Source organism: Acinetobacter sp. ANC 3882, from assembly GCF_022549545.1.
GTDB lineage: Bacteria > Pseudomonadota > Gammaproteobacteria > Pseudomonadales > Moraxellaceae > Acinetobacter.
The window spans coordinates 73,800-95,810 of the sequence record NZ_JAKZGB010000013.1 but is presented as its reverse complement, the minus strand read 5'-3'; the positions used below and the strand labels follow the sequence as shown (position 1 = coordinate 95,810).

Genomic DNA, 22,011 nt, shown 5'->3' with positions numbered 1-22,011 from the left:
CAAATAGTTGCAATCGCAGCAGTTAAAGTTGTTTTACCATGGTCAACGTGACCAATTGTACCCACGTTTACGTGTGGTTTATTACGTTCAAACTTAGCCTTAGCCATTTGATTCTCCTCGTTTACGTCGACACAAGTTTAGAGAAAAACAACCCTGAAAAACCTTACTTATCGACAATCGCCTAAAAAACTAGACACCCAATACTTGAAAAGCAGACTATAATAGCCTGCTTCTTTAAAATCTGTAGAAATTCTACTAAGTTTTATATCTGGAGCTCTTATCGAGATTTGAACTCGAGACCTCTCCCTTACCAAGGGAGTGCTCTACCACTGAGCTATAAGAGCGACATCTTCGATGGAGCGGGAGACGAGGGTCGAACTCGCGACATGCAGCTTGGAAGGCTGCCACTCTACCAACTGAGTTACTCCCGCATATTGGTATTTACCACTTCTATCGAAGTTAGATGGTGGTGAGAGAAGGATTCGAACCTTCGAAACTTTCGTAGCAGAGTTACAGTCTGCCCCCTTTGGCCGCTCGGGAATCTCACCATATCACACTTACACAGTGCTGTTCTTTACACTATACTACCACACTTTTAAGATGGTGCCGGCACACGGATTCGAACTGTGGACCTACTGATTACAAGTCAGTTGCTCTACCAACTGAGCTATGCCGGCTCTTTCTTAGTGTTTCGTACGTTTCGTATCGGAACGGTGTGCAGTTTAGCAAAACTCTGAATCGATGCAAGTGCTTTTTTCAAAAAAATAGCTAAAAACTCATAAAATCAATCCGTTTGATGATAATTCAACCGCTTTGATCACTGCGCGAGCTTTTATTTGGGTTTCATTCCACTCAGACTCAGGATTTGAGTCCGCAACCAGCCCTGCTCCAGCCTGTACATAGACTTTTTTATCGCGAATAACACAGGTGCGAATTGCAATCGACATGTCCATTTCACCATGCCAGCCTAAATATCCAACAGCCCCACCAAATACACCACGTTTTACAGGCTCAACTTCATCAATAATTTCCATGGCACGAATTTTTGGTGCGCCTGAAAGTGTCCCTGCTGGGAATGTCGCCTTAAAAACATCTAAAGCATCGACATCATCTCGAACTTCACCCTGTACATTTGAGACAATATGCATCACATGCGAATAGCGCTCGATCACCATACGATCAGTGACTTGTACTTTCCCGATTTTAGAAACGCGCCCTACATCATTCCTGCCTAGATCAATCAACATCAGATGTTCTGCAATCTCTTTTTCATCTGTGAGCAAATCTTGCTCTAAAGCAAGATCCTCTTCTTTACTTTTGCCACGTGGTCGCGTACCCGCTAAAGGGCGCACCGTCGCAATCCCATTTTCGAGGCGAGATAAGATTTCTGGTGATGAACCAACAATATGAAATGGTTTTTGGTCAACCAAAGTTTGCCCTTGTACCAAAAACAAATACGGTGATGGATTTAAATGACGTAGCGCACGATAAACCTGTAAAGCCTCGCCATCAAAGTCAGACACCATGCGCTGACCAGGCACAACCTGCATCACATCGCCTGCACGGATATATTCCTTCACCTTCTCAACTGTTTCTAGAAACTTTTCCTTTCCTGTAATCGATTCAAAATGTGGTGCAGTATGTGGTTTTGCTTGCAGGCTGACAGGCGTCGCCAATAATTGTTCAAGTTGATCCAGTTTCTGCTGAGCCTTTTGATAAGCATCAGGTTGGCTCGCATCTGCATGATGAATTAAAAATAAGGTATCTTTTAAATTATCAAAAACGATCACGGTTTGAGACAGCATTAACCATAGATCAGGAAGCGTCACAGGATCAGCAGTCGGCACATTCTTGAGTTTTGGCTCAATATAACGCACAGCGTCATAGCCTAAATAACCCACCAAACCACCCGTAAAATTAGGTAAGTCAGGTAACTCTATCTGCGTAGGCACCTTGAACTGACTTTGAAATTCTCGAATATATTGAAATGGATCAGCGCAATCTTGCTGAGTCACGGCGCCATCTGCATGCTGAATGGTGAGTACACCTGCATTGCAGGAAAAAACAGTAGACTCACCTAACCCAATCATGGAGTAGCGTGCCCAGTTTTCTCCACCTTCGACAGACTCAAATAGGTAAGCTTGTTTGTGGTGTTTAAAACGTGCAAAAACTGAGAGTGGCGTTTCGGTATCCGCCAAACGTTGGCGATATACAGGAATGGTGTTATAGCCTGCTGATTTTAATTGTTCAAATTGTACTAAAGTGGTCATGAATCATCTCTATGGTTTTGAATTTCTGTGCGTTTTTTCTTTAGTGCTATTTCAAGCCCGCCATCGAAAAACCATAACAATCTTCATGCCTATCTCCTTACTAAATCTTTTAAACTAATTCTGCCAAACGATCGACCACTTGCTGGGGTTGGCAGTCATAGATACTTTCTCCATGATTATAGCCATAGCTGACCACAATACAATCAATACCTGCACGTCTTGCCGCCTCCACATCATTACTTGAATCACCAATCATTAAGGTTTCGGCTATAGATGTGCCTTCCAGCTCCACACAATGCAACAGTGGTAATGGATGCGGTTTTCGTTCAGACAAACTATCACCACCAATCACAATTTTGAAATATGGACTCAATTGCAGAATATCCAGAATCCCTTTCGCCAAATGCTCAGGCTTATTGGTGACACATGCCATCGTAATATTATGGATTTGACAATAATCTAGAAATGGCAAAACACCCTCATACACTTGGGTATTCACACAGAGTTCCTGAGCGTAGACCTCAACAAACGTACTGAGGAGTTGTTCTTGCTGCTGAGCATCTACTTGTCCAAACAAATGCTCTAGCACAGCCTCACACAGTTTGGCTGCACCTTTTCCAACCCAAACCCGAACTTGCGCTTCGGTCACGACCTCCAAACCCAGTTTCTCTAAGCTCAGGTTCATCGCCCGATATAAATCTGCAGCGGAATCAACCAGTGTTCCATCCAGATCAAATAGCACTAAACTACGGTTTTGCAACTGAGCAACGGACATATATTTCGACTCAAGAAATGAAAAAGGCATACCAACGTGGGCATGCCTTGATTGTAAAAGCTTCGCCCAATTATTTAAAGAAGAGCCAAGCAATCACCGCTAAAATGATTAACACAATAATCGAGATCAAACCAACAGAAGCATTCTTTTGTTGCTCTTTTTCCTGTACGACACGTGAAACAGGTTCTTCAACCACCACAGCTTGCGGTTCAGGTACAGCCTGAACACTCACCCCTTCAGGGATTGGCGCTGGTTTTGGAATCGAGACTTGTTGCGGCATACCATCACGCGTGATAGGTGTTTCAACCGCACGCTCAGCAATACTCGGCATACCTTGATCATGCGTAGTAGATGTCACAGGTTCAATTTCGATTTCAGGTAATTCAGCATCAGCTGCTGCTGGTGCAAGCACAGAGAAGACAAAACTTGCGAACTGTAAAATATCACCATCATGCAATTCGGTTTCTTGCTCGACACGCGCATCATTAATGAAGGTGCCATTTGACGAATTAAGGTCTTGCACCCAAAGCTGCTGATCTTTCAACAACAACGCTGCATGACGACGTGAAATATCCGCAGATTGCAACAAAATGTCGGCATCCTGGTGTCTACCCACCAACATGTCGCGCTCGATATTCAGTTCTTGCCCCGTAAATTCACCTGTAATGGCTTGTAATTTCCAAGTCATAGATGCATATCCTTATATAATTTCTTGCAATCATAACATTCTGTCATAAGCGCTTCTGTGCTTCTACTGTGAAGACGCAGGACGAATTGTGGTGGTCGTCACAGTATTCTTACTACGTTCCGTTTCTTTAACTGGCAGTTGTACGGTTTTTTGTTGCACCTGAGGCACTTCAACCGCAACAGGCGTTGTCACCACAACTGTTTTGTTCTGTGTCGCAGTAGGGACTTTCTGATAAGGCGAGTTAGGGACCACAGGTCGCGGATTATAAATATCTGCCACGTTTTCAGGGAGCTTTGCAAAATTGCCATTTTTATCCATGGAGAGTTGCAAGCTATAGAGCTGATTATAACGTTGCTGAGAAAGGCGGCGCACATCATCCGCATCCCCGACAATCGTAGGATGTATAAACACCAACAGGTTACGCTTGATATTACTACGCGCATCAGCACGGAACAAACGTCCAAGATATGGAATGCTACTCAACCCTGGAACGCCTTGACGTGACAATGACGTATTGTCCGCGATCAAACCACCCAATACGACAGTTTGCCCATGCTCAGCAAGCACTGCCGTTTTGATGGCCCGCTTATTGGTCACGAGATCTGTTGCCTGACCTTTATTGTTCTGGACATCCGAAACCTCTTGTTCAACTTCGAGGCGAACCGTACCATTTTCACCAATATGCGGAATCACTTTTAAAGTAACACCCACATCTTTACGTTCAACCGTTGTATAAGGATTGACGGTACCTGACGTTCCGGTCGATACCGAACCCGTGACAAAAGGAACGTTTTGACCCACAACAATATAAGCTTCCTCATTGTCCATGGTGACAATCGAAGGTGTAGACAAGAAGTTTGATTTGGTGTTGGTCTTCAACGCTTGTATCAGTGCACCATATGCTTTACGGGAGTTTTCAAAGTTCCCCACGCCAAAGGTCGCACCATTCCCCTTATTGGCATCTCCAGCAATGGCTGCGGCTGCACCGCTTGCGCCACCTGTAGCATAACCTGCTGCAATAGATGCCAGACTTGCACCCACATTACTAAAGCTCAGCAAGCCTACACCACTACTTAAATCACCCAATGCCCATTGAATTCCCAATTGATCTGCATCATCCCCTGAGACTTCAATAATTGCGGCTTCAATCAAGACTTGTTGACGACGAATATCCAATTGTTGAATGGCAGCTTCAACTTCCCGCATCAACTGCGGATCTGCTTTGACCACCAAGGCATTTTGAGTTGGGTCAGCAATAATACTGATACCTGCACCATTAAAGCTGGTAATTGCCGAATTTTGACTATTATTTGAATTACTATTTAAATTAATCGAAGGTGTAGAAACCGACGAACCTATAGATGAGCTTGAATTTTGATTATTGGACGTCAGATTATTGATCGAATTTGATCTGTTATTACTATTCGAAGACGACGATGAAGATGACGCCGACTGGCCTGTCACCAAACCTTGTAAAATCTCAGCTAAGTTTTTTGCGCTGGCGTACTTCAAACGGAAAACTTTTAAGCCACCCAATCGATCTGCCGATGGTACATCCAGCATTTCAATCATTTGACGTAAGCGTTTACGCGAGTCCGGATCACCCTTAATCAAGATTCGATTGGTGCGATTATCTGCAATGATACGAACACGTGAACCGATAAAATCTTTTGAGGCACCAGTTGCGCTCATCGTTTCTAACAAGCCAATCACTTCTTCTGCTTGGCTCGACTGTAAACTAATCGCCTCAATATCATTTTGACCCGTACCATCCAGATTACGCACAATATTTTCAAGCTGATAAATATTGGTTGCACGATCAGAAACGATTAAGGCATTGGTTCCTGCAACTGCTGCTAAATGCGCAAATTGCGGCATTAATGGGCGTAAAGCTGGAATTAAATCATTAGGATTGGTGTTTTGCAGCCAGATCACCCGCGTTACAATTTGATCGCCACCAGCACGACTCCGTGCGTCATAGGGAATGCCAGAGTTCTTGGCATTACTATCAGGCACAAGTTTAACCGTATTTCCAGAAGGAAGTGCGACCACACCATTGACATTCAGCACACCTAAAAATAGGTCATATACTTCATCTTTATTCAGCGGCTTATTGGAAATAACCGTTACATTACCACGTACACGAGGGTCAACCGCAAAGTTCTTACCTGTAATATCTGCAACTTCATTAATAAATGCCGTTAAATCTGCATCACGTAGATTGATCTTCCATGTTTGTGCTTGCACATGGGTACTGACTGTCGCAATCAAAGGTGCTGCGGCAAGTAATGCCCAAAGTGGACGTTGATGATTTAAAAAAGCCATAACCTGCACTTATTCCTAACTGATATGGTGACGTGTGATCACTAAAAACTTTGTTGTATGGTCATCACTTGATCACCACGTTTTATTTCTATTTTGGCATGCCCTTCACGACGTACTTGCTCTAATAATTGTACTTCGTTGAGTCCTTGCCCGACGCTCTGCCCATTGATCGATAGAATACGATCGCCAGCGCGCAAACCCAAGGTATTTTTTAAATTCGATGGGGTCTTATCTGATATTTCATAACCATCTGAACCACCGCCACTTACCCCCATATTCTTCATGTACTGTTCACGGTTATCCTGCATTTGCTGGATCGCCTGACCTAAAGCGGATTGGGGTGAGTTCTGAGTGGGTGCAGCTGCTGCAGGCGGCACACTGTTGTTACTGTTCAATACTGGTGCAATGGGTTGATATAAGCCTTTATCCAAACCCTTAAACTTTACTTCTCGAGTTGCGCCATTGCCTTGTCTCAAAATCACATGATCCCAATACACTTCTGCCAGTTGATATGAAGTCGAACCAACCGTCTCTCCTACACGATAACGTTCAGCCGTATCATTCAACTTAATCACCGCAGAGGACAAGTAATTTGGTTGACCCAACAATACACCTTGTAGTTCCAAGTTAACATTATCATCAGCTGACGTTGCTGCAGGCTCATTAAATAAAGCAAAGGAACTAATGTTAGGCACTTGTGCTTGTTGCGAACCCAGCTCCACCCGATCGAACTGCATCGGTTGAGGCGGTGCAAGCACCCACCAAAACAAGGAAGCCAATTTCCAGCACAACCACAAAATCAATAAAGCTAAAACCAAACCACTGAGCTTATCAACTTTTTGCCAACGCAGTTGCTGCAACTTTTGAGTGATTGCTTTCATTAGAAACCACCTTGCAGTAACGGTTGACGCGAGCTAATCACATAAGTGTCGAGTCCAGCTTTACCTTGATAAGATGGAATGTTCAACAACATCCGTTGGGTTAACTGCACATCCAACATCAGACTTGCATCTAAACTCAGATTTGCCATTTTCTGGCTACGTTGGTCGCGAACATCAATTTGTAATTGTCCGTTTTCATCTTTCAGCTCAGCAGCCAAAGAAGGCATATTCATGCGGTCCTGTCGTTGGCCAAACGTATAGCTCAACTCACCACCGCCCCAATTGAGTTGACCTTCTGTCGCGCTAAAGCCTTTTTCTTTTTGATAATTGAATTGCACATCTTTCAATTGAATTGAATTTTCAGGCCACTGCCAGTTTGCAAAATACTTTAATGTTTCAGGCGAGATTTTGCCTTGCAGGTCTTTGATCATGATTTTTTTGCCAAAACCATAAGCAAAAATTCCATTGAACTGGGTATTACCGCTATGAATATCGAGATTTGCACCCAGACGCAGTAACAACAAGTCGAGAGGACGTGTTTTCCAATGAACCGATCCACGCAATTGACCACGCTGCCAATCCGCTTGCCCCTGCCATATATTGCCGCTGACATTATGTAATATTTGATTATCTTTTGAAAATTTCGCAATTAACCAAGTTGCTGGAATTTGTAAAATAATAAAAATTAAAAATGCAAAAATGGCGAAAATCCACCATCTCCATTGCTTGGTATTTTTCTTCATTCCACCCTTACCAACATGCCAAATATCATCCTTCTTGAGACACTCGCCCCTGAATGACATTATGCATACTTTTTCAACATCGCCAATTCTCTCATATAAAAAAACCAAGCTTTTTGAGCTTGGCTTTTAATAAAGGATAAAGTCGTCGTATGACAGAACGATGACTTTAAAACTTGCTTAGATTAAGAAATCTTCAAGTTTTGCACCTTTTTCTAATTGAGCAACTAACCAGCGTGGTTGTTTACCACGGCCAGTCCAAGTTTCCTCAGCATTGTTTTTGTTACGGTAGCGTGGCTCTACTGCTTTACGCGTTGTTTTCTTACGCTTTTGCTCACCAACTTCCAATAACTCTTCAACGCTAAAGCCAAGCGCATCTGCAATTGCAACAATTTGATTATATGCATCTTCGATTGCTTGATCTTTTTTACTCGCAATTAAAGCTTCCGCTTCTGCTTGTAAACGCTTTAAATCTTCTACAGATAAATCGCTAATATCTGGTTTCATTAGAACCACTCCAACTTAATAGGGGAAATATATCACTCAAAAATAAAATGAATTTCAAATTCGATTCAATATTAATTTATAAATGATTAAATAATCAATATAAGAATAGCCCAGTTAATCGTATATCAGGCACAAAATCGCATTTTATTTACAATAAACCTTAAAAAGTAGACCTGTTATATAAAAACATATTCTGTAAAGGCAATATCTGTGAAGACCAAGCATCATGCTTATATTAACTTATTCTTAATTTTATCTAAAAAAATCGAATTTTTATTGAGCCCATCAAGGTTCAAATACCGCCAATGTATATGGTCTTGGTATTTGAACCTTATTATATAAATTTACTATATAATCAAAAAAAATAGACATAATCGTCTTTATAATAATTAGTTAGATATTAACGAGTGCCCTACACTTTGTTCCAATTGAATAATCTTATGCCTAACCCCTTCTGGGATATTTAATTTCTTAGATGTTTCTTTATCGACACAGACCATAACAGCCTCACCCGTTGCGACCATTTGGTTCTGTGTTTCACTCCATAAAACATAATACATACGAAAAGCACTATTTCGTAACTCTTCAATACGCGCACCAACATGCAGCACATCAGGATAGAATACGGGACTCAAATATTTACACTGACTGGAGGCCACCACTGTCAATATATCCTGATCAAAGATATTCAACGCCATTAAATAGGCAATTCGTGCACTTTCTATATAACGATAATACTGCACATTATTAACATGCCCAAAAGCATCCATATCTCCCCATGCCACCGTTTGCTTATGTATTACAGGATAGACAGACAGTTCCTTCATATTTTCACTCATATCTTAAAATTAAGAAAATTCACATCGTTTTCAAATATTAAATTTAACTGCCTGATTAAATCGGGATTATCCCCTAATGTGGATTTAATCCTTAAATAACTCATTAAAATGTTTTCTGGATATAGAGTTAATAATTGCTCGGCTTCTTGCTGACGCTGTGTAGCCACATAAACATGCCATTTAGCAAAGCTTAACATCGGCACACTGGTATAGCGTTGTTCCAACTGCATAATCCGCTGTTCGACATAAGCATAATCGGGAATTTGCTTTAATAACTGTTGCTGGAACCACAGATAAAATACTTCTGGATCAAACTGCTCTTGCAATAAATGCAAGGCTAAATCCTCATGCTGCAAACTCATTTCTGGCATACGCGCCAACAACTTCAACCAAAGTACTTTACTGCTATAAGGACGATCCTGTATTTCGTTTTGCAAAGCCAAATAACGTTGCTGCAAAGCTGTGAGATCATCCACCGACGCTTGCTCAAATTGTATTAATAACTGCTGCAGCCATAAATCACGATGTTCCGCATCCAACAAACCAAATTGAATTGCCTGTAGGAATAGCCACGGTTTCTGCAAAGCAAGCTTGCCCCATAAGGCCGTGATACGTTGCTGATAAGCAGTTTCAATTTCAGCCAACCAAGGAGAAAGTTGGTGTTGAGCGAGAAACTCTAAATGTGTAAGCGCTTTTTCGGTCTGCTGCTGCTCTAAATAAATATCAATGCGCTGCAATTCAGCCAATTCAAATGCCATCGGTGCGGAGTTTTCCAAACTCTGCAATGCTGTTTCATAATCGCCATTTTTATAATCAAACTGCGCATCGATGATATTATTTAACAAACCTGATTGCGTAAAAACACGCTCAATAAAAACTTGTTGATCTTTCGCCGCTTCTAACAACCAAACAATGCCGAGCTGCTCATAGGGATGTAAATCTTTGAAATGCAGAATGGTTTCTTTTTTCCGCTGCTCTCGGGCCAGATAACGTTTACCGAACAACCAAGTGAATTGTGCGAGTAAACTCATCACAATAAAAAGTGCAATCAGCCCCCAAACACCACTTTGAAACTGCCATTCCCGCCAATAAATATACACATAGCCATTTCCATAGCCATAACTTAATACAGCAAACAGTGCGAATAACACCAGACTGACAAGCAAATAAGTGAGCAGTAAATATTTCATGATGCGTTATCCCAATAAACCCAATGTGGTTAATTTTGGTGTAGGCACTGCCGGTAAATTTACAATTTTCTCTAATTTCTGTTTCATCTGCTGGCTGGCTTGATCAGGCAATTCAGCAAGTAACTGCATGACTTCCAAGATCGATTTTCGATATTCAGCCAACTGGCCGTGCTGCAATGCCTGAGAGGCAAGCAATAAGCGTAATTGTGCTTCTTTCAAGGTGATGTTACGGCTCATCAAATCAGGCGCGTTACGTTGTACTTTTTCGAGTTTAAACCAGTGCCACCAAGACGAATTTTCACTCTTGGCCATATTGACTTTCGGGTTCTGAATTTCTTGTTGAATCTTTTGATCCAGTTGCTGCAATAGATTATCAAGTTGCTGCTGCTGTTGCGTTTGGCTTAATACATATTGCTGAATGGTTTGTTTATCCTGCTCAATCGCTTTCACCAAACTATGCTGTAATGCAGGAGAAACAGCAGATTGCATAACATGCTGCTGCACTTGATTCAATTGATCTAATGCATAAATAAACTGTTGCTGATCCACGGCAAATTGCACCAATTGCATTTGCTGCTTAATCAAAATAACAGGAGCAATCCCTGCCACCGTAGTCGGTATCGAAACACTATCCGTTGGCTCTACGGGACTGGCACTTTGTAACTGGCGTTGCACGGCAACGAATTGATCATTCAATAAAGCATAACGCTGCTCGGTTTGATCTAACTGCTGTTGTAACTGCGGTACAGTTTGAGAATATTGCGCAACATCGTAACTGAGTTTGGCTAACCACAACAAACTCAATCCTAATATTAGATAACCAATTTTTCTCATACATGTCCTTGCCAATCACTCATGCGTTGAATGATCTCTGATGCAGATAAATTTTCAAGCTGAATAATGTTAAATCCTTGAGCAGCCTGACCCCGTGCCTTGATCAGAATTTGAGCCAAGCGTGAACCTAAAACCAAATACACCCATTCTGCTGCACACGGATGCTGACGACGTAACTGCTGCCAATAGTTCCAACTCGCTTCACTACTGATCAACACCGCAACAGGTTGATTTAAATTTATTTTTCTTACAATTTCAGGAAATAAGGTAAAACTTTGTTCTGGGCATTGGCGGTGATAGAGCACAAAATTCAGAATCTCGACACCGTGTTGCTGCAATTGCTGCATCATAAACTGTCGCCCGCCCAAACCTCGCCAGAATGCAATTTTGGTTAAACCCATCTGCTGTTTTAGCAGAGGCAGCTCCAGCATTCCCTCAGAGCTTTCCACCTCAGGGACAACACTTGCTATATTAAATTGAGCTAAAGCCTGTGCTGTGGCTTGCCCTACTGCAACCCATTGAATATGTTTGAGCTGATCAAGTTGCAATCCTGCTTGTTGTAAATAACGCATCCCAATGTCAACAGCAGTCGGACTAACCACCACGACCACTTGAGTCTCGAGCAACGCGAAGTAGAGTTGCTGTAAAGTTTCAGAAAATGACTCGGCAACCAATTCAAGTAAAGGCAATGCTTCGACCTGATAACCCGCCTCTCCCAATGCTTGGGTTAATACAGAAGCACGGTCATCAGGACGCGTATTAATAAACAGCATTAATATAGCGCTTTCAGCAATTCACCTGCACCCTGCGCTAACAACCGCTGAGCCAGTTGTTCACCGAGTTGTTCGGCATCTGCTGTTGCTCCAACCAACTGTTCTTTCAGTAAGGTTTTCCCATCAACACTCCCCACTCGCCCTTCAATCTGAATTTGATCATTGGCTAAAGTTGCGTAACCTGCAATCGGTACTTGGCAACCCCCTTCCAAATAAGCATTAAAGGCACGTTCTGCACGGACACAAATCGAGGTTTCTTCATGTTGTAACGGTTGGATTAATGTTAATAATTCTGCATCATCCGTACGGCATTCCAAGCCAAGTGCACCTTGGCCCACCGCAGGTAAACTGAGTACAGGTGCTAAACAGTGGCGAATGCGCTCTGCCAAACCTAAACGTTTTAATCCTGCACTGGCCAAAATGATGGCGTCGTATAAACCATCATCCAATTTGGATAATCGTGTGCCCACATTGCCGCGTAAATCAACAATGTCTAAATCAGGACGTTGCTGTAAAATTTGACACTTACGGCGCAGGCTAGAAGTCCCCACCTTTGCACCCTGTGGTAGCTCATCGAAATGTGCATAATGATTCGAAACAAATGCATCCAAAGGATCTTCACGTTCACAAATCACAGCCAAGCTTAAACCTTCAGGCAAATGCATCGGTACATCTTTCATTGAATGTACAGCCAAATCCGCACGACCATCCAGCAATGCTGCTTCCAGCTCTTTTACGAATAAACCTTTACCACCAATTTTGGCTAACGGTGTATCTAAAATCTTGTCGCCTTGGGTGACAAACTTAACCAATTCAACCGTTAAATCTGGATAAAGCACATTTAAACGAGAACGAATATGTTCTGCCTGCCAAAGTGCAAGAGGGCTTTGTCGAGTCGCAATTTTTAAGGTTTTCATAAATTCAAGTTAAGTATTGATCAAAGCAATTGTTCCAAACTTAACTTGATCACCTGAAATTGCAAGCAAAAAATCATAAAGTGATCAATCATTCAGCTGAAAAGCTGAGTTTTATAATTGATGCATACACTCTCTTAAACTCGGTAAGTGACGGCGACTGACGGATAAACGCTCCTCCAGTTCACGCAAACGTACCTGATATTGTCCTGCTGCGACTAATTCCAGCCCTTCAAGATAGTCGAGCGAGACCAAAGCATTACGATGAATGCGAATAAAACGGTCTGCAAATTCCAATTCTAAGTCTTTCAGGGTTTCATCAATCAGTACGCTGCCATTTTTATGGCGAACAGTGACATATTTTTGATCCGCTAAAAAATAATAAACATTTTCTAATGGAATCAGCTCAACTCCGCGATAAGTTTTCGCAGCAATTTGATGGCGTTGTGTTTTGGTATCGTACATATCGTCTTGTTGTTTTAAACCAGTCATTTGTGCTTGTGTAAGATGAGTTAAATGATTAAACACCTGCTGTAAATCTTGTTGTGCAACAGGTTTAAGTAAATATCCTTGTGCTTGAAATTTAAATGCTTCCAATGCATGTTGATCATATGCCGTACAAAAAATAATTGCAGGACGAGGGTTGAGCTGACTGAGTTGTTCAGCACACTCCAAACCATTCATCCCAGGCATTTGAATATCTAATAAAACGACATCAGGCGAGTCGTTTTCAATATGATTTAACACATCCTGACCATGATGCGCCGTCGCAATGACTTCGTGTCCCATCTGGGTCACTAAACGTGACAAACGCTCTACAGCGAGAGGCTCATCATCAGCAATCAGAACTCTCATCCTCTCCTCCTTGTCACCGTTAACTTCATCCATATTTTTTATGGTTAACTTGACTTATTATTTTACTCGATAGTGGTAGCTCACCACCGTCGTATATAACGACGCTCCCCCATAAATCTGAAACTTAACCGTTGGCCCATAATAAGCTTTCAAGCGCTGCTTCACATTCTCTATCGCAATACCATTTCCCTGTCTCGATTTTATTGTATCGTGAGAATAAGGGTTGGTAATGACTATACTGACTTGATTTTGCAATATTTCAACCAATACGCTAATGGTTGATGGCTGCAAAATTTTTTCCACCCCATGAAAAATACTATTCTCAAGCAAAGGTTGCAACGTTAATAACGGAATCGTCACGCGTTTTAATTCAATTGGTGTCGCCTGTATATTCCATTCTACATTTAAACGCTCGCCTAAACGCATTTTTTCGATACTTAAATATTGCTGGCATAAATCAATTTCTTCGGCCAGACTCACCAGCTTCAGTTCCTGAAAACTCGCTCGAAACAGTCGTGACAGATTAATCAGCATATTTTCAGCTTTTTCGGGGTCGATCGTAATTAAACTCACCACACTATTCATACTATTAAATAAGAAATGCGGATGAATTCGTGCTTGCATCGCCTGAATTCGAGCATTCAATTCACTGTATTGCTGGCTCATCCATTGTTCACGCATATATAAATAACGCAAACAGAATGCACCGAGTAAAACACCATAGCTCAAATGCAGACTCGTCCCCTGAAACAGCACCTCTTCGCTAAATACACCTGAACGTGCAGCCCAATACTGAATAACATTGACCGCGCAGGTGGTCAATAAAACAATCAATTGCAGTAAAACAAAACCAAGTATTAATGCCACTTTCTGACTAAACTTGGCAAAAAAACCTTGAAAGTAATCCACCAGTGTCGCAAATGATAAAATCACCCAATTAATAAAAAACATATATTGCAGCACACGAAAGCCATCTAAGGCTTGCCATGAGCGCGCTTCGGCCAAAGCCAACACCATTGCTAAAACATTACTTGCAACAATTAATTCTAATAAGTATTGCCATTGCCCTATTTTCGTAAAAAAATAGGAGCCTGATGGATTCCCCTGACGAGTTTGCGATAACTTCTTATGTCGAGTTTCGGCAACTGCGTTTGGATTTGCTATACTCTTTTTTATTTTGCTGAGCCGCCATGACCACATCTTCTCAATCCTCTTCTGCAGCAAGCCCAAATCAAACCTCTGGAATGTGGGGTGGTCGCTTCTCTGAAGCAACTGATGCTTTTGTTGCAGAATTTACCGCATCTGTGCAATTTGACCAACGTTTTTATAAACAAGATATTGCAGGTTCAATCGCACATGCAACCATGCTTGCCAAAGTTGGCGTCCTGACTGAAGCTGAACGTGATGACATTATCCAAGGTCTAAGCACCATTCAAGCTGAAATTGAAGCAGGCAACTTTGAATGGCGTATTGATTTAGAAGATGTACACATGAACATTGAGTCACGTTTGACTCAACGTATTGGTATCACGGGTAAAAAACTCCATACAGGTCGTAGCCGTAATGACCAAGTTGCGACCGACATCCGCCTCTATTTGCGCGATGAAATTGACGACATCTTAGGTTTATTACTCCGTCTACAAAAAGGCTTACTGGGGCTGGCAAGTAAAAATACCAACACCATCATGCCGGGCTTTACTCACCTGCAAACCGCTCAACCTGTGACTTTTGGTCACCACTTGTTGGCTTGGTTTGAGATGTTGGTGCGTGATACAGAGCGCCTACAAGACTGCCGTAAACGCGTCAATCGTATGCCACTCGGTTCAGCAGCTTTGGCAGGTACGACCTACCCGATTGATCGTGCTTACACAGCTGAGCTTCTGGGTTTCGAAGCATTTTCAGAAAACTCGCTCGATGCCGTTTCTGATCGTGACTTTGCCATTGAATTTAATGCAGCAGCATCTTTGATCATGATGCATTTATCACGTATGTCTGAAGAACTTATTTTATGGACTTCTGCACAATTCAAATTTGTGAATATTCCAGACCGCTTCTGCACAGGTTCTTCAATCATGCCGCAGAAGAAAAATCCAGATGTACCTGAACTGGTTCGTGGTAAATCAGGTCGTGTTTTTGGTGACTTAATTAGCTTATTGACCTTAATGAAAGGTCAGCCATTGGCATACAATAAAGACAACCAAGAAGATAAAGAACCGTTATTTGATGCGATTGATACCGTGCGCGGCTCTCTCATGGCATTCGCAGACATGGTTCCAGCCCTCGTTCCAAATATCGAAATTATGCGTGAAGCAGCTTTACGTGGCTTCTCAACTGCAACAGATCTTGCAGACTACCTCGTCAAAAAAGGTGTGGCTTTCCGCGATGCACATGAAATTGTTGGTAAAGCGGTCGCTTTAGGTGTGGCAGAAGAAAAAGACTTATCTGAATTGACACTTGAACAGTTACAACAATTCTCTGATTTGATCACAGCAGATGTTTTCGACAAGGCACTGACCTTAGAAGCATCTGTCAATGCACGTGATCATATTGGTGGAACTTCACCAAAACAAGTTGAAGCTGCGATTGCCCGTGCGCACACTCGCCTAGAACAGTTATACGCTTAAGGATTTATGATGACTAGACAAGTACTTTGCCGCAAATACAAACAAGAGCTTGAAGGCTTGGATTTTGCACCATTTCCTGGTGCCAAAGGCCAAGAGTTCTTTGAAACTGTTTCAAAACAGGCATGGCAAGAATGGTTAAAACATCAAACCACGCTGATTAATGAAAAGCGTTTGAATGTATTTGAACCTGATGCGAAAAAGTTCCTTGAAGAGCAACGTGAGAAGTTCTTTAATAACGATGAAAGTGTAGAAAAAGCTGAAGGTTGGACTGAACAGAAATAAGCCGTTTTGTCTCACCGTACGGTAAAAAGAGAGCTGTTTTCAGCTCTCTTTTTACATGATATTTACATAAGTAATAAAGCCTTACAGAGTATACACAGTTGTCTACATGACACGTTAGAACGCTGTGTTTATAGTTGTATTCAGAAGGACAAAGAGATACGTTGATATCTCACGTAACGCATGATATTTCTCTCCCAGACTTTCCCCCGAAGTCTGGGATTTTTTTATTGCAATTCCCTCAAAAATAAAAAGCCGCTCTAGTTAGAGCGGCGATATATTATTCTACTTTTACCATTATTTTTGATGTACTTTTTGTTCAATCTCTTCAATACTGGTATGGCGCACATCGGTACCCTTCGCCATATAAATCACCTGTTCTGAAATATTACGTGCGTGATCACCAATTCGCTCTAAAGAACGTAGTACCCACATCACATTAATCACCCGTGAAATATGACGCGGGTCTTCAATCATATAGGTCATTAAGGTACGGGTTGCTGATTGATATTCACGGTCAATATCCACATCTGCCATGACGACTTTCAATGCCTGCTCAACATCTAAACGCGCAAAAGCATCGAGGGCATCATGAATCATGACACGAACTTGATTACCAATATGACGGGTTTCCATATAACCACGTGGTGACTCGCCTTCTTCACACAGGGTTTGTGCAATACGTGCAATTTTCGCAGCTTCATCACCAATACGCTCTAAATCCGTATTGCCTTTGCTCATTGCGATCACCATACGTAAATCAATCGCTGCTGGATGACGACGGGCTAAAATCAATGTCAAACCTTCATCAATATCACGCTCGAATTGGTTCACTGCATTGTCTTTAAACTGTACATCAATCGCTAAATTAGCATCTGTGTCTAATAAAGCATGAATCGCATTTGCGACCTGTTGCTCCACTAATCCACCCATGGTCATAAACTTGGTGTGCACATCTTGCAAGTCTTCATTAAATTGTGAAGAAATATGATGACTTAACACAGGATTGCTTGGGCTCACAGTATGCCTCCACTAGATACATGGAAAAAATGATTGGTGATTAAAACATAGAAATGATGAAACTTTTATGACAATAGCACGGATTGGCCCATTGTTGATTGGTGTGAATTGCTACAACAAAAATTTAAAAATCTGTTAGTCTAAATGCCTAGCTTGACGGAGCGCAGTTAACAAACTGCTGAGATTATCTTAATTACTCAATTTAAAGATAAGTACCGTTGAACCTGATCAGGTTAACACCTGCGTAGGAATCAAGCCCAGCAAAAAACTTAGCTTCTATTTATCATAGAGATAAATCCGCCATGGTTTTTGGTCGTGCTTGATTCGTTAATACCATACATAAGGATCATGCCATGAACCAATTAACGAATCTTTCCCCTGCTGATATTTCTGCTCAACATGAGCAAGCTGCAAAAGATTTAACCCGAATATTACCTGCATCTCGAAAAGTCTATGTTGAAGGTTCTCGCCCTGATATCCAAGTCCCTTTCCGCGAAATTAGCTTAACCGAAACGCCAACTGGCTTGGGTGGTGAACACAATCCACCCGTGATGGTCTATGACACATCTGGTGTTTATACCGACCCCAATGTACAAATCGACCTAAATAAGGGCTTACCTTTCGTTCGTCAAACATGGATCGAAGAACGCCAAGATACCGATGTACTTTCTGGTCTTAGTTCGGAGTTTGGTCAAGCCCGCTTAAAAGATATTCGCACCGCCGAAATTCGTTTTGCCCATATTCAAAACCCACGTCGCGCACAAATAGGCAAAAATGTCACGCAAATGCACTATGCCAAGCAAGGTATGATTACGCCTGAAATGGAATATATTGCCATTCGTGAAAACCAGCGCCAACGTGAAAATGTCGATATGCGTCAGCATCCAGGGCAAAACTTTGGTGCACAAAACTTACGAGAAATTACCCCTGAATTTGTACGCCAGGAAATTGCTGCGGGTCGTGCCATTATTCCAGCCAATATTAACCACCCAGAATGCGAACCGATGATCATTGGTCGCAACTTCTTGGTGAAAATTAATGCCAATATCGGTAACTCTGCGCTCGGCTCATCGATTGATGAAGAAGTCGCAAAAATGACGTGGGCAACCCGTTGGGGCGCCGACACCATCATGGATTTATCGACAGGTAAGAACATTCATGAAACACGTGAATGGATTATCCGCAACTCACCAGTGCCAATCGGTACTGTACCCATCTACCAAGCACTGGAAAAAGTCGATGGCGTGGCTGAAGATTTAACTTGGGAAATCTTTAAAGACACCTTGATTGAACAAGCTGAACAAGGTGTTGACTATTTCACCATTCATGCAGGTGTATTGTTGCGTTACGTACCCATGACGGCAAACCGTCTAACGGGTATTGTGTCTCGTGGTGGTTCAATCATGGCGCAATGGTGCTTAGCACATCATCAAGAAAACTTTTTATATACACATTTCGACGAAATTTGCGAAATCATGAAAGCCTATGACGTGTCATTCAGCTTAGGTGATGGCCTACGTCCAGGTTGCGTGCAGGATGCCAACGATGAAGCACAATTCAGCGAACTGAAAACCCTCGGTGAACTCACTCATCGTGCTTGGGAACATGACGTACAAGTGATGATCGAAGGTCCCGGTCACGTGCCAATGCATATGATTAAGGAAAATATGGATCTACAGCTTGAAGTCTGTAAAGAAGCGCCATTCTATACGCTTGGTCCACTGACCACAGACATTGCACCAGGTTATGACCATATTACCTCTGCGATTGGTGCAGCGATGATTGGCTGGTATGGAACGGCAATGCTGTGCTATGTGACACCAAAAGAGCATTTGGGTCTACCTAACAAGAAAGACGTCAAGGATGGCATTATCACCTATAAGATTGCAGCACATGCGGCTGACTTAGCCAAAGGCCACCCAGGTGCACAAGTGCGTGACAACGCCCTCTCTAAAGCACGCTTTGAATTCCGTTGGGACGATCAGTTCAACCTCAGCTTAGACCCAGACACAGCACGCAGTATGCATGATGAAACGCTTCCTAAAGAAGCCCATAAATCAGCACACTTCTGCTCAATGTGTGGTCCAAAATTCTGTTCGATGAAAATCACCCAAAATGTGCGAGATTATGCGCAAAACCAGCACAATGCCAAACAGTCAAATGATGCTGAAAAAGAAGTTGAAGCAGGTCTCAATGCCATGAAAACCGCTTATCAGGAACATGGTCAAAAATTGTACCACAAGGTGTAAATCGACTAAAAAAAGATTTTCCTGCGAATCATTCTCGGTTAGGATGAGATATGTACAATCTCATCCTGATTGAAGATGACTATTCTTGACCACGCCAGCTATTCAGCAACCGACGTTACGATAGAATCTCGAGAACCTTTGTTTCGAGGGTTCATTCAAGTTGAGAAAGTGAGTTTAAAACATCGATTATTTCATCGAGAAGATTACTCACCTTTAATTCAGCGTGAATTGGTTCATCGTCCACAAGCTGCTGGTGTTTTACTTTATAACGACCAACAACAACGCTTTGCACTGATTGAACAATTTCGTGTGGGTGCATTGAATGATCCAGTTTCGCCATGGCAACTTGAAGTCATTGCAGGGGTACTCGATGGAGATGAATCTCCAGAAAGTTGTATCCGCCGTGAAAGCTTAGAAGAGTCTGGCTGTGAGATCACCGAATTAAAACATTTATTTAGCTTCTACCCTTCTGCTGGTGCATGTTCTGAATTTTTTCATTTATATATTGCAGAAGTTAATTTGCCAAAGGATGGAGGCATTTTTGGGATGCCAGATGAAGGTGAAAATATTCAGCTTCATCTATTTGCCTATTCCGAATTAGAAGCATTATTAATTAACGGGCGGTTGAGAAACGCACCTGTAATCATGGCATTACAGTGGCTGTCTCAACATATACAACAAAGATAAAAATCTGAAGGGGCTAAAGACGGTGACTTTCCAAGTCTCATCATTATCGCAACAAGATTTTGTGATGATACAGATTACTGATACACATTTATTAGAGTATCCACATTTAGAGTTTGTTGGGATGCAACCCGAACAAAGTTTTCATGCTGTAATCGACTTGATGCGCCAGCAACATCCTCATATTGACCTGATTGTACACACAGGTGACTTAGCTCAATCGCCAACACCTTTGACGTATAAACGCTATGTACAACATATGCAAAGCTTGGGAATCCCCTTTTTTCATACTCCAGGCAATCATGACGATGTAACACATTTTCCATTTCATGAAACAGATCAGACCCAACCGACTGTGATTGAGTTAGGTCAATGGTGCATTATCCTACTCAATAGTGCGCAGCCAAAGCGGATTGATGGAAAAATTGCTGAAGCACAATTGCAACAGCTTACCCAGTTGCTGACACAACACCATGATCGCCATGTCATTATTGCATGTCACCATCATCCTTTTGCCATGCAATCGGCGTGGATTGATCAACACAAACTTAAAAATTCATCCGACTTGCTAGAAACCATCCAGCCCTTTTCGAATGTCAAAGCAATCGTATGTGGGCATGTGCATCAAGATTCAATCAATACATGGCAAGGTGTTGAGTTTTTATCGACCCCATCCACCTGTATTCAGTTCAAGCCCAAAAGCGATAAATTTGCATTGGATGAGGAACATCCTGGCTACCGTTTTATTCGCCTGAAAGCCAACGGTGAACTGGAAACTCAGGTCTATCGCCTCCAGACTTCCGAACGGATGAACAGTTCTGAAGTTTTAGGCTATGACTAAACTTTTGATTACAAATTACATTGTCGATTTCTCACAAAATCTGGACGGGAATGACTACCATCTTGTCCAAAAACTCTATATGATGTCGACCCTTGATGGGAAAAACCATCTTAGGTTTCTATAAAAACACTTGCATATCACCATATTTTTTGCGTATAGATAGTACGTGTAAGATGAGGAATGCCCTATATGGCGAATGACAACCAAAATCAAGTCTTGGACGAACAAACAGACGTGATCGACGATCAAAAATTGGCTGTGAAACGTACACGTAAAACCAAAGCTAAAGCTTCAGAAAGCGGTACAACTGCGAGCTTATTTGGAATTGCGCCTTATCAGCCAAAGAAAAATGAAGAATATATGTCTGAAGGACAACTTGAGCATTTCCGCCAAATTTTAAATGCATGGAAAGCTGAGTTAATGTCTGAAGTTGATCGCACCTTGAATACCATGCAAGATGAATCAAGTGCGCTTCCTGACGTCAACGACCGAGCAACGCAAGAAGAAGAATTTGCAATTGAACTACGCACACGTGACCGTGAACGCAAGCTCATTCGCAAAATCGAACAATCGATTGAAGCCATTCAAAACGAAGACTACGGTTTTTGTGAAACCTGTGGTATCGAAATCGGTTTACGTCGTTTAGAAGCTCGCCCAACAGCGACTTTATGTATCGATTGCAAAACTTTGGCAGAAATCAAAGAAAAGCAAAACAACGGTTAA

General features: G+C 42.0%; 22 protein-coding genes, 4 tRNA genes and 1 riboswitch. Of the genes, 6 read left to right on the top strand and 20 right to left on the bottom strand.

The genetic code is table 11. The annotated features are described in order from the left end of the window. From MMO42_RS17360 to MMO42_RS17270, 19 genes are all read right to left on the bottom strand, one after another. Positions 1–107, bottom strand: a 107-nt coding sequence (locus tag MMO42_RS17360; protein WP_017396788.1) for a GTP-binding protein, incomplete at its 3' end; no start/stop codon positions are given. A 162-nt stretch (positions 108–269) separates the two neighbouring features. Continuing rightward, positions 270–344: transfer RNA gene (locus MMO42_RS17355), tRNA-Thr, on the bottom strand. 11 nt (positions 345–355) lie between these two features. Continuing rightward, positions 356–431: transfer RNA gene (locus MMO42_RS17350), tRNA-Gly, on the bottom strand. Between the two features lie 33 nt (positions 432–464). Then, positions 465–548, bottom strand: a tRNA-Tyr gene (locus MMO42_RS17345). A gap of 53 nt (positions 549–601) precedes the next feature. Further along, a tRNA-Thr gene (locus MMO42_RS17340) sits at positions 602–677 on the bottom strand. A gap of 99 nt (positions 678–776) precedes the next feature. Continuing rightward, positions 777–2,270: an anthranilate synthase component I gene (gene trpE, locus MMO42_RS17335; RefSeq protein ID WP_241321477.1), complete on the bottom strand. Its 1,494-nt coding sequence runs from the start codon at positions 2,268–2,270 to the stop codon at positions 777–779. Positions 2,271–2,379: 109 nt separating this feature from the next. After that, positions 2,380–3,045, bottom strand: coding sequence for a phosphoglycolate phosphatase (locus tag MMO42_RS17330; protein ID WP_241321476.1), 666 nt, complete (start codon positions 3,043–3,045; stop codon positions 2,380–2,382). A gap of 70 nt (positions 3,046–3,115) precedes the next feature. Beyond that, positions 3,116–3,733 (bottom strand): FHA domain-containing protein, encoded by a 618-nt coding sequence (locus MMO42_RS17325; protein ID WP_241321475.1) that lies wholly within the window; start codon positions 3,731–3,733, stop codon positions 3,116–3,118. Between the two features lie 63 nt (positions 3,734–3,796). Continuing rightward, positions 3,797–6,058, bottom strand: coding sequence for a type II secretion system secretin GspD (gene gspD / locus MMO42_RS17320; protein WP_241321474.1), 2,262 nt, complete (start codon positions 6,056–6,058; stop codon positions 3,797–3,799). 41 nt (positions 6,059–6,099) lie between these two features. Then, complete coding sequence (locus MMO42_RS17315) at positions 6,100–6,939, bottom strand: type II secretion system protein N (RefSeq protein WP_005291338.1); 840 nt, start codon at positions 6,937–6,939, stop codon at positions 6,100–6,102. Beyond that, a complete protein-coding gene (gene gspN, locus MMO42_RS17310; RefSeq protein ID WP_005291335.1) occupies positions 6,939–7,682 on the bottom strand; it encodes a type II secretion system protein N in 744 nt (247 codons plus the stop codon). The genes MMO42_RS17315 and gspN overlap by 1 nt, the downstream gene beginning before the upstream one ends. A gap of 177 nt (positions 7,683–7,859) precedes the next feature. Then, the gene (locus MMO42_RS17305; RefSeq protein ID WP_005291332.1) at positions 7,860–8,186 is read right to left on the bottom strand and encodes an H-NS histone family protein; all 327 of its coding nucleotides are present in this window, start codon (positions 8,184–8,186) and stop codon (positions 7,860–7,862) included. 389 nt (positions 8,187–8,575) lie between these two features. Further along, positions 8,576–9,013: a thioesterase family protein gene (locus tag MMO42_RS17300; protein WP_241321473.1), complete on the bottom strand. Its 438-nt coding sequence runs from the start codon at positions 9,011–9,013 to the stop codon at positions 8,576–8,578. A gap of 8 nt (positions 9,014–9,021) precedes the next feature. Then, positions 9,022–10,215: a heme biosynthesis protein HemY gene (locus MMO42_RS17295; RefSeq protein ID WP_241321472.1), complete on the bottom strand. Its 1,194-nt coding sequence runs from the start codon at positions 10,213–10,215 to the stop codon at positions 9,022–9,024. Positions 10,216–10,221: 6 nt separating this feature from the next. Further along, the gene (locus MMO42_RS17290; RefSeq protein ID WP_241321471.1) at positions 10,222–11,049 is read right to left on the bottom strand and encodes a hypothetical protein; all 828 of its coding nucleotides are present in this window, start codon (positions 11,047–11,049) and stop codon (positions 10,222–10,224) included. After that, entirely contained in the window at positions 11,046–11,822 is a 777-nt protein-coding gene (locus tag MMO42_RS17285; RefSeq protein ID WP_241321470.1) for a uroporphyrinogen-III synthase, read from the bottom strand. Before MMO42_RS17285 ends, MMO42_RS17290 begins: the two co-directional genes overlap by 4 nt. Continuing rightward, positions 11,822–12,739, bottom strand: coding sequence for a hydroxymethylbilane synthase (gene hemC, locus MMO42_RS17280; protein ID WP_241321469.1), 918 nt, complete (start codon positions 12,737–12,739; stop codon positions 11,822–11,824). The genes MMO42_RS17285 and hemC overlap by 1 nt, the downstream gene beginning before the upstream one ends. Positions 12,740–12,850: 111 nt before the next feature. After that, positions 12,851–13,591 carry a LytTR family DNA-binding domain-containing protein gene (locus MMO42_RS17275; protein WP_005191841.1) on the bottom strand — a complete coding sequence of 247 codons (741 nt, stop codon included), beginning with the start codon at positions 13,589–13,591 and terminating at the stop codon, positions 12,851–12,853. Between the two features lie 57 nt (positions 13,592–13,648). Continuing rightward, complete coding sequence (locus MMO42_RS17270) at positions 13,649–14,791, bottom strand: histidine kinase (RefSeq protein ID WP_241321468.1); 1,143 nt, start codon at positions 14,789–14,791, stop codon at positions 13,649–13,651. Between MMO42_RS17270 and argH the strand changes: the two genes are divergently transcribed. Beyond that, positions 14,782–16,215 (top strand): argininosuccinate lyase, encoded by a 1,434-nt coding sequence (gene argH, locus MMO42_RS17265; protein ID WP_241321467.1) that lies wholly within the window; start codon positions 14,782–14,784, stop codon positions 16,213–16,215. The two genes, MMO42_RS17270 and argH, sit on opposite strands and share 10 nt — an antisense overlap. Before the next feature lie 9 nt (positions 16,216–16,224). Beyond that, positions 16,225–16,497 (top strand): oxidative damage protection protein, encoded by a 273-nt coding sequence (locus MMO42_RS17260; RefSeq protein ID WP_005154766.1) that lies wholly within the window; start codon positions 16,225–16,227, stop codon positions 16,495–16,497. Between the two features lie 294 nt (positions 16,498–16,791). Here MMO42_RS17260 and phoU read toward each other — a convergent pair whose 3' ends face one another. Beyond that, the gene (gene phoU / locus MMO42_RS17255) at positions 16,792–17,514 is read right to left on the bottom strand and encodes a phosphate signaling complex protein PhoU (protein ID WP_005154764.1); all 723 of its coding nucleotides are present in this window, start codon (positions 17,512–17,514) and stop codon (positions 16,792–16,794) included. A 147-nt stretch (positions 17,515–17,661) separates the two neighbouring features. Further along, a riboswitch (TPP riboswitch) is annotated at positions 17,662–17,782 on the top strand. A gap of 85 nt (positions 17,783–17,867) precedes the next feature. Between phoU and thiC the strand changes: the two genes are divergently transcribed. From thiC to dksA, 4 genes are all read left to right on the top strand, one after another. Further along, positions 17,868–19,763: a phosphomethylpyrimidine synthase ThiC gene (thiC, locus tag MMO42_RS17250; RefSeq protein ID WP_005291315.1), complete on the top strand. Its 1,896-nt coding sequence runs from the start codon at positions 17,868–17,870 to the stop codon at positions 19,761–19,763. Between the two features lie 75 nt (positions 19,764–19,838). Beyond that, a complete protein-coding gene (locus MMO42_RS17245) occupies positions 19,839–20,450 on the top strand; it encodes an NUDIX domain-containing protein (RefSeq protein ID WP_241321466.1) in 612 nt (203 codons plus the stop codon). Between the two features lie 22 nt (positions 20,451–20,472). Further along, positions 20,473–21,288, top strand: a complete 816-nt coding sequence (cpdA, locus tag MMO42_RS17240) for a 3',5'-cyclic-AMP phosphodiesterase (RefSeq protein WP_241321465.1) — start codon at positions 20,473–20,475, stop codon at positions 21,286–21,288. Between the two features lie 189 nt (positions 21,289–21,477). Further along, positions 21,478–22,011: an RNA polymerase-binding protein DksA gene (gene dksA, locus MMO42_RS17235; RefSeq protein ID WP_005291309.1), complete on the top strand. Its 534-nt coding sequence runs from the start codon at positions 21,478–21,480 to the stop codon at positions 22,009–22,011.

Excerpts from the sequence above, each read along its gene's own strand:
- trpE (WP_241321477.1), bottom strand. The coding sequence starts at position 2,270 with ATGACCACTTTAGTACAATTTGAACAATTAAAATCAGCAGGCTATAAC.
- MMO42_RS17330 (WP_241321476.1), bottom strand. The coding sequence starts at position 3,045 with ATGTCCGTTGCTCAGTTGCAAAACCGTAGTTTAGTGCTATTTGATCTG.
- MMO42_RS17325 (WP_241321475.1), bottom strand. The coding sequence starts at position 3,733 with ATGACTTGGAAATTACAAGCCATTACAGGTGAATTTACGGGGCAAGAA.
- gspD (WP_241321474.1), bottom strand. The coding sequence starts at position 6,058 with ATGGCTTTTTTAAATCATCAACGTCCACTTTGGGCATTACTTGCCGCA.
- MMO42_RS17315 (WP_005291338.1), bottom strand. The coding sequence starts at position 6,939 with ATGAAAGCAATCACTCAAAAGTTGCAGCAACTGCGTTGGCAAAAAGTT.
- gspN (WP_005291335.1), bottom strand. The coding sequence starts at position 7,682 with ATGAAGAAAAATACCAAGCAATGGAGATGGTGGATTTTCGCCATTTTT.
- MMO42_RS17305 (WP_005291332.1), bottom strand. The coding sequence starts at position 8,186 with ATGAAACCAGATATTAGCGATTTATCTGTAGAAGATTTAAAGCGTTTA.
- MMO42_RS17300 (WP_241321473.1), bottom strand. The coding sequence starts at position 9,013 with ATGAAGGAACTGTCTGTCTATCCTGTAATACATAAGCAAACGGTGGCA.
- MMO42_RS17295 (WP_241321472.1), bottom strand. The coding sequence starts at position 10,215 with ATGAAATATTTACTGCTCACTTATTTGCTTGTCAGTCTGGTGTTATTC.
- MMO42_RS17290 (WP_241321471.1), bottom strand. The coding sequence starts at position 11,049 with ATGAGAAAAATTGGTTATCTAATATTAGGATTGAGTTTGTTGTGGTTA.
- MMO42_RS17285 (WP_241321470.1), bottom strand. The coding sequence starts at position 11,822 with ATGCTGTTTATTAATACGCGTCCTGATGACCGTGCTTCTGTATTAACC.
- hemC (WP_241321469.1), bottom strand. The coding sequence starts at position 12,739 with ATGAAAACCTTAAAAATTGCGACTCGACAAAGCCCTCTTGCACTTTGG.
- MMO42_RS17275 (WP_005191841.1), bottom strand. The coding sequence starts at position 13,591 with ATGAGAGTTCTGATTGCTGATGATGAGCCTCTCGCTGTAGAGCGTTTG.
- argH (WP_241321467.1), top strand. The coding sequence starts at position 14,782 with ATGACCACATCTTCTCAATCCTCTTCTGCAGCAAGCCCAAATCAAACC.
- MMO42_RS17270 (WP_241321468.1), bottom strand. The coding sequence starts at position 14,791 with ATGTGGTCATGGCGGCTCAGCAAAATAAAAAAGAGTATAGCAAATCCA.
- MMO42_RS17260 (WP_005154766.1), top strand. The coding sequence starts at position 16,225 with ATGACTAGACAAGTACTTTGCCGCAAATACAAACAAGAGCTTGAAGGC.
- thiC (WP_005291315.1), top strand. The coding sequence starts at position 17,868 with ATGAACCAATTAACGAATCTTTCCCCTGCTGATATTTCTGCTCAACAT.
- MMO42_RS17245 (WP_241321466.1), top strand. The coding sequence starts at position 19,839 with ATGACTATTCTTGACCACGCCAGCTATTCAGCAACCGACGTTACGATA.
- dksA (WP_005291309.1), top strand. The coding sequence starts at position 21,478 with ATGGCGAATGACAACCAAAATCAAGTCTTGGACGAACAAACAGACGTG.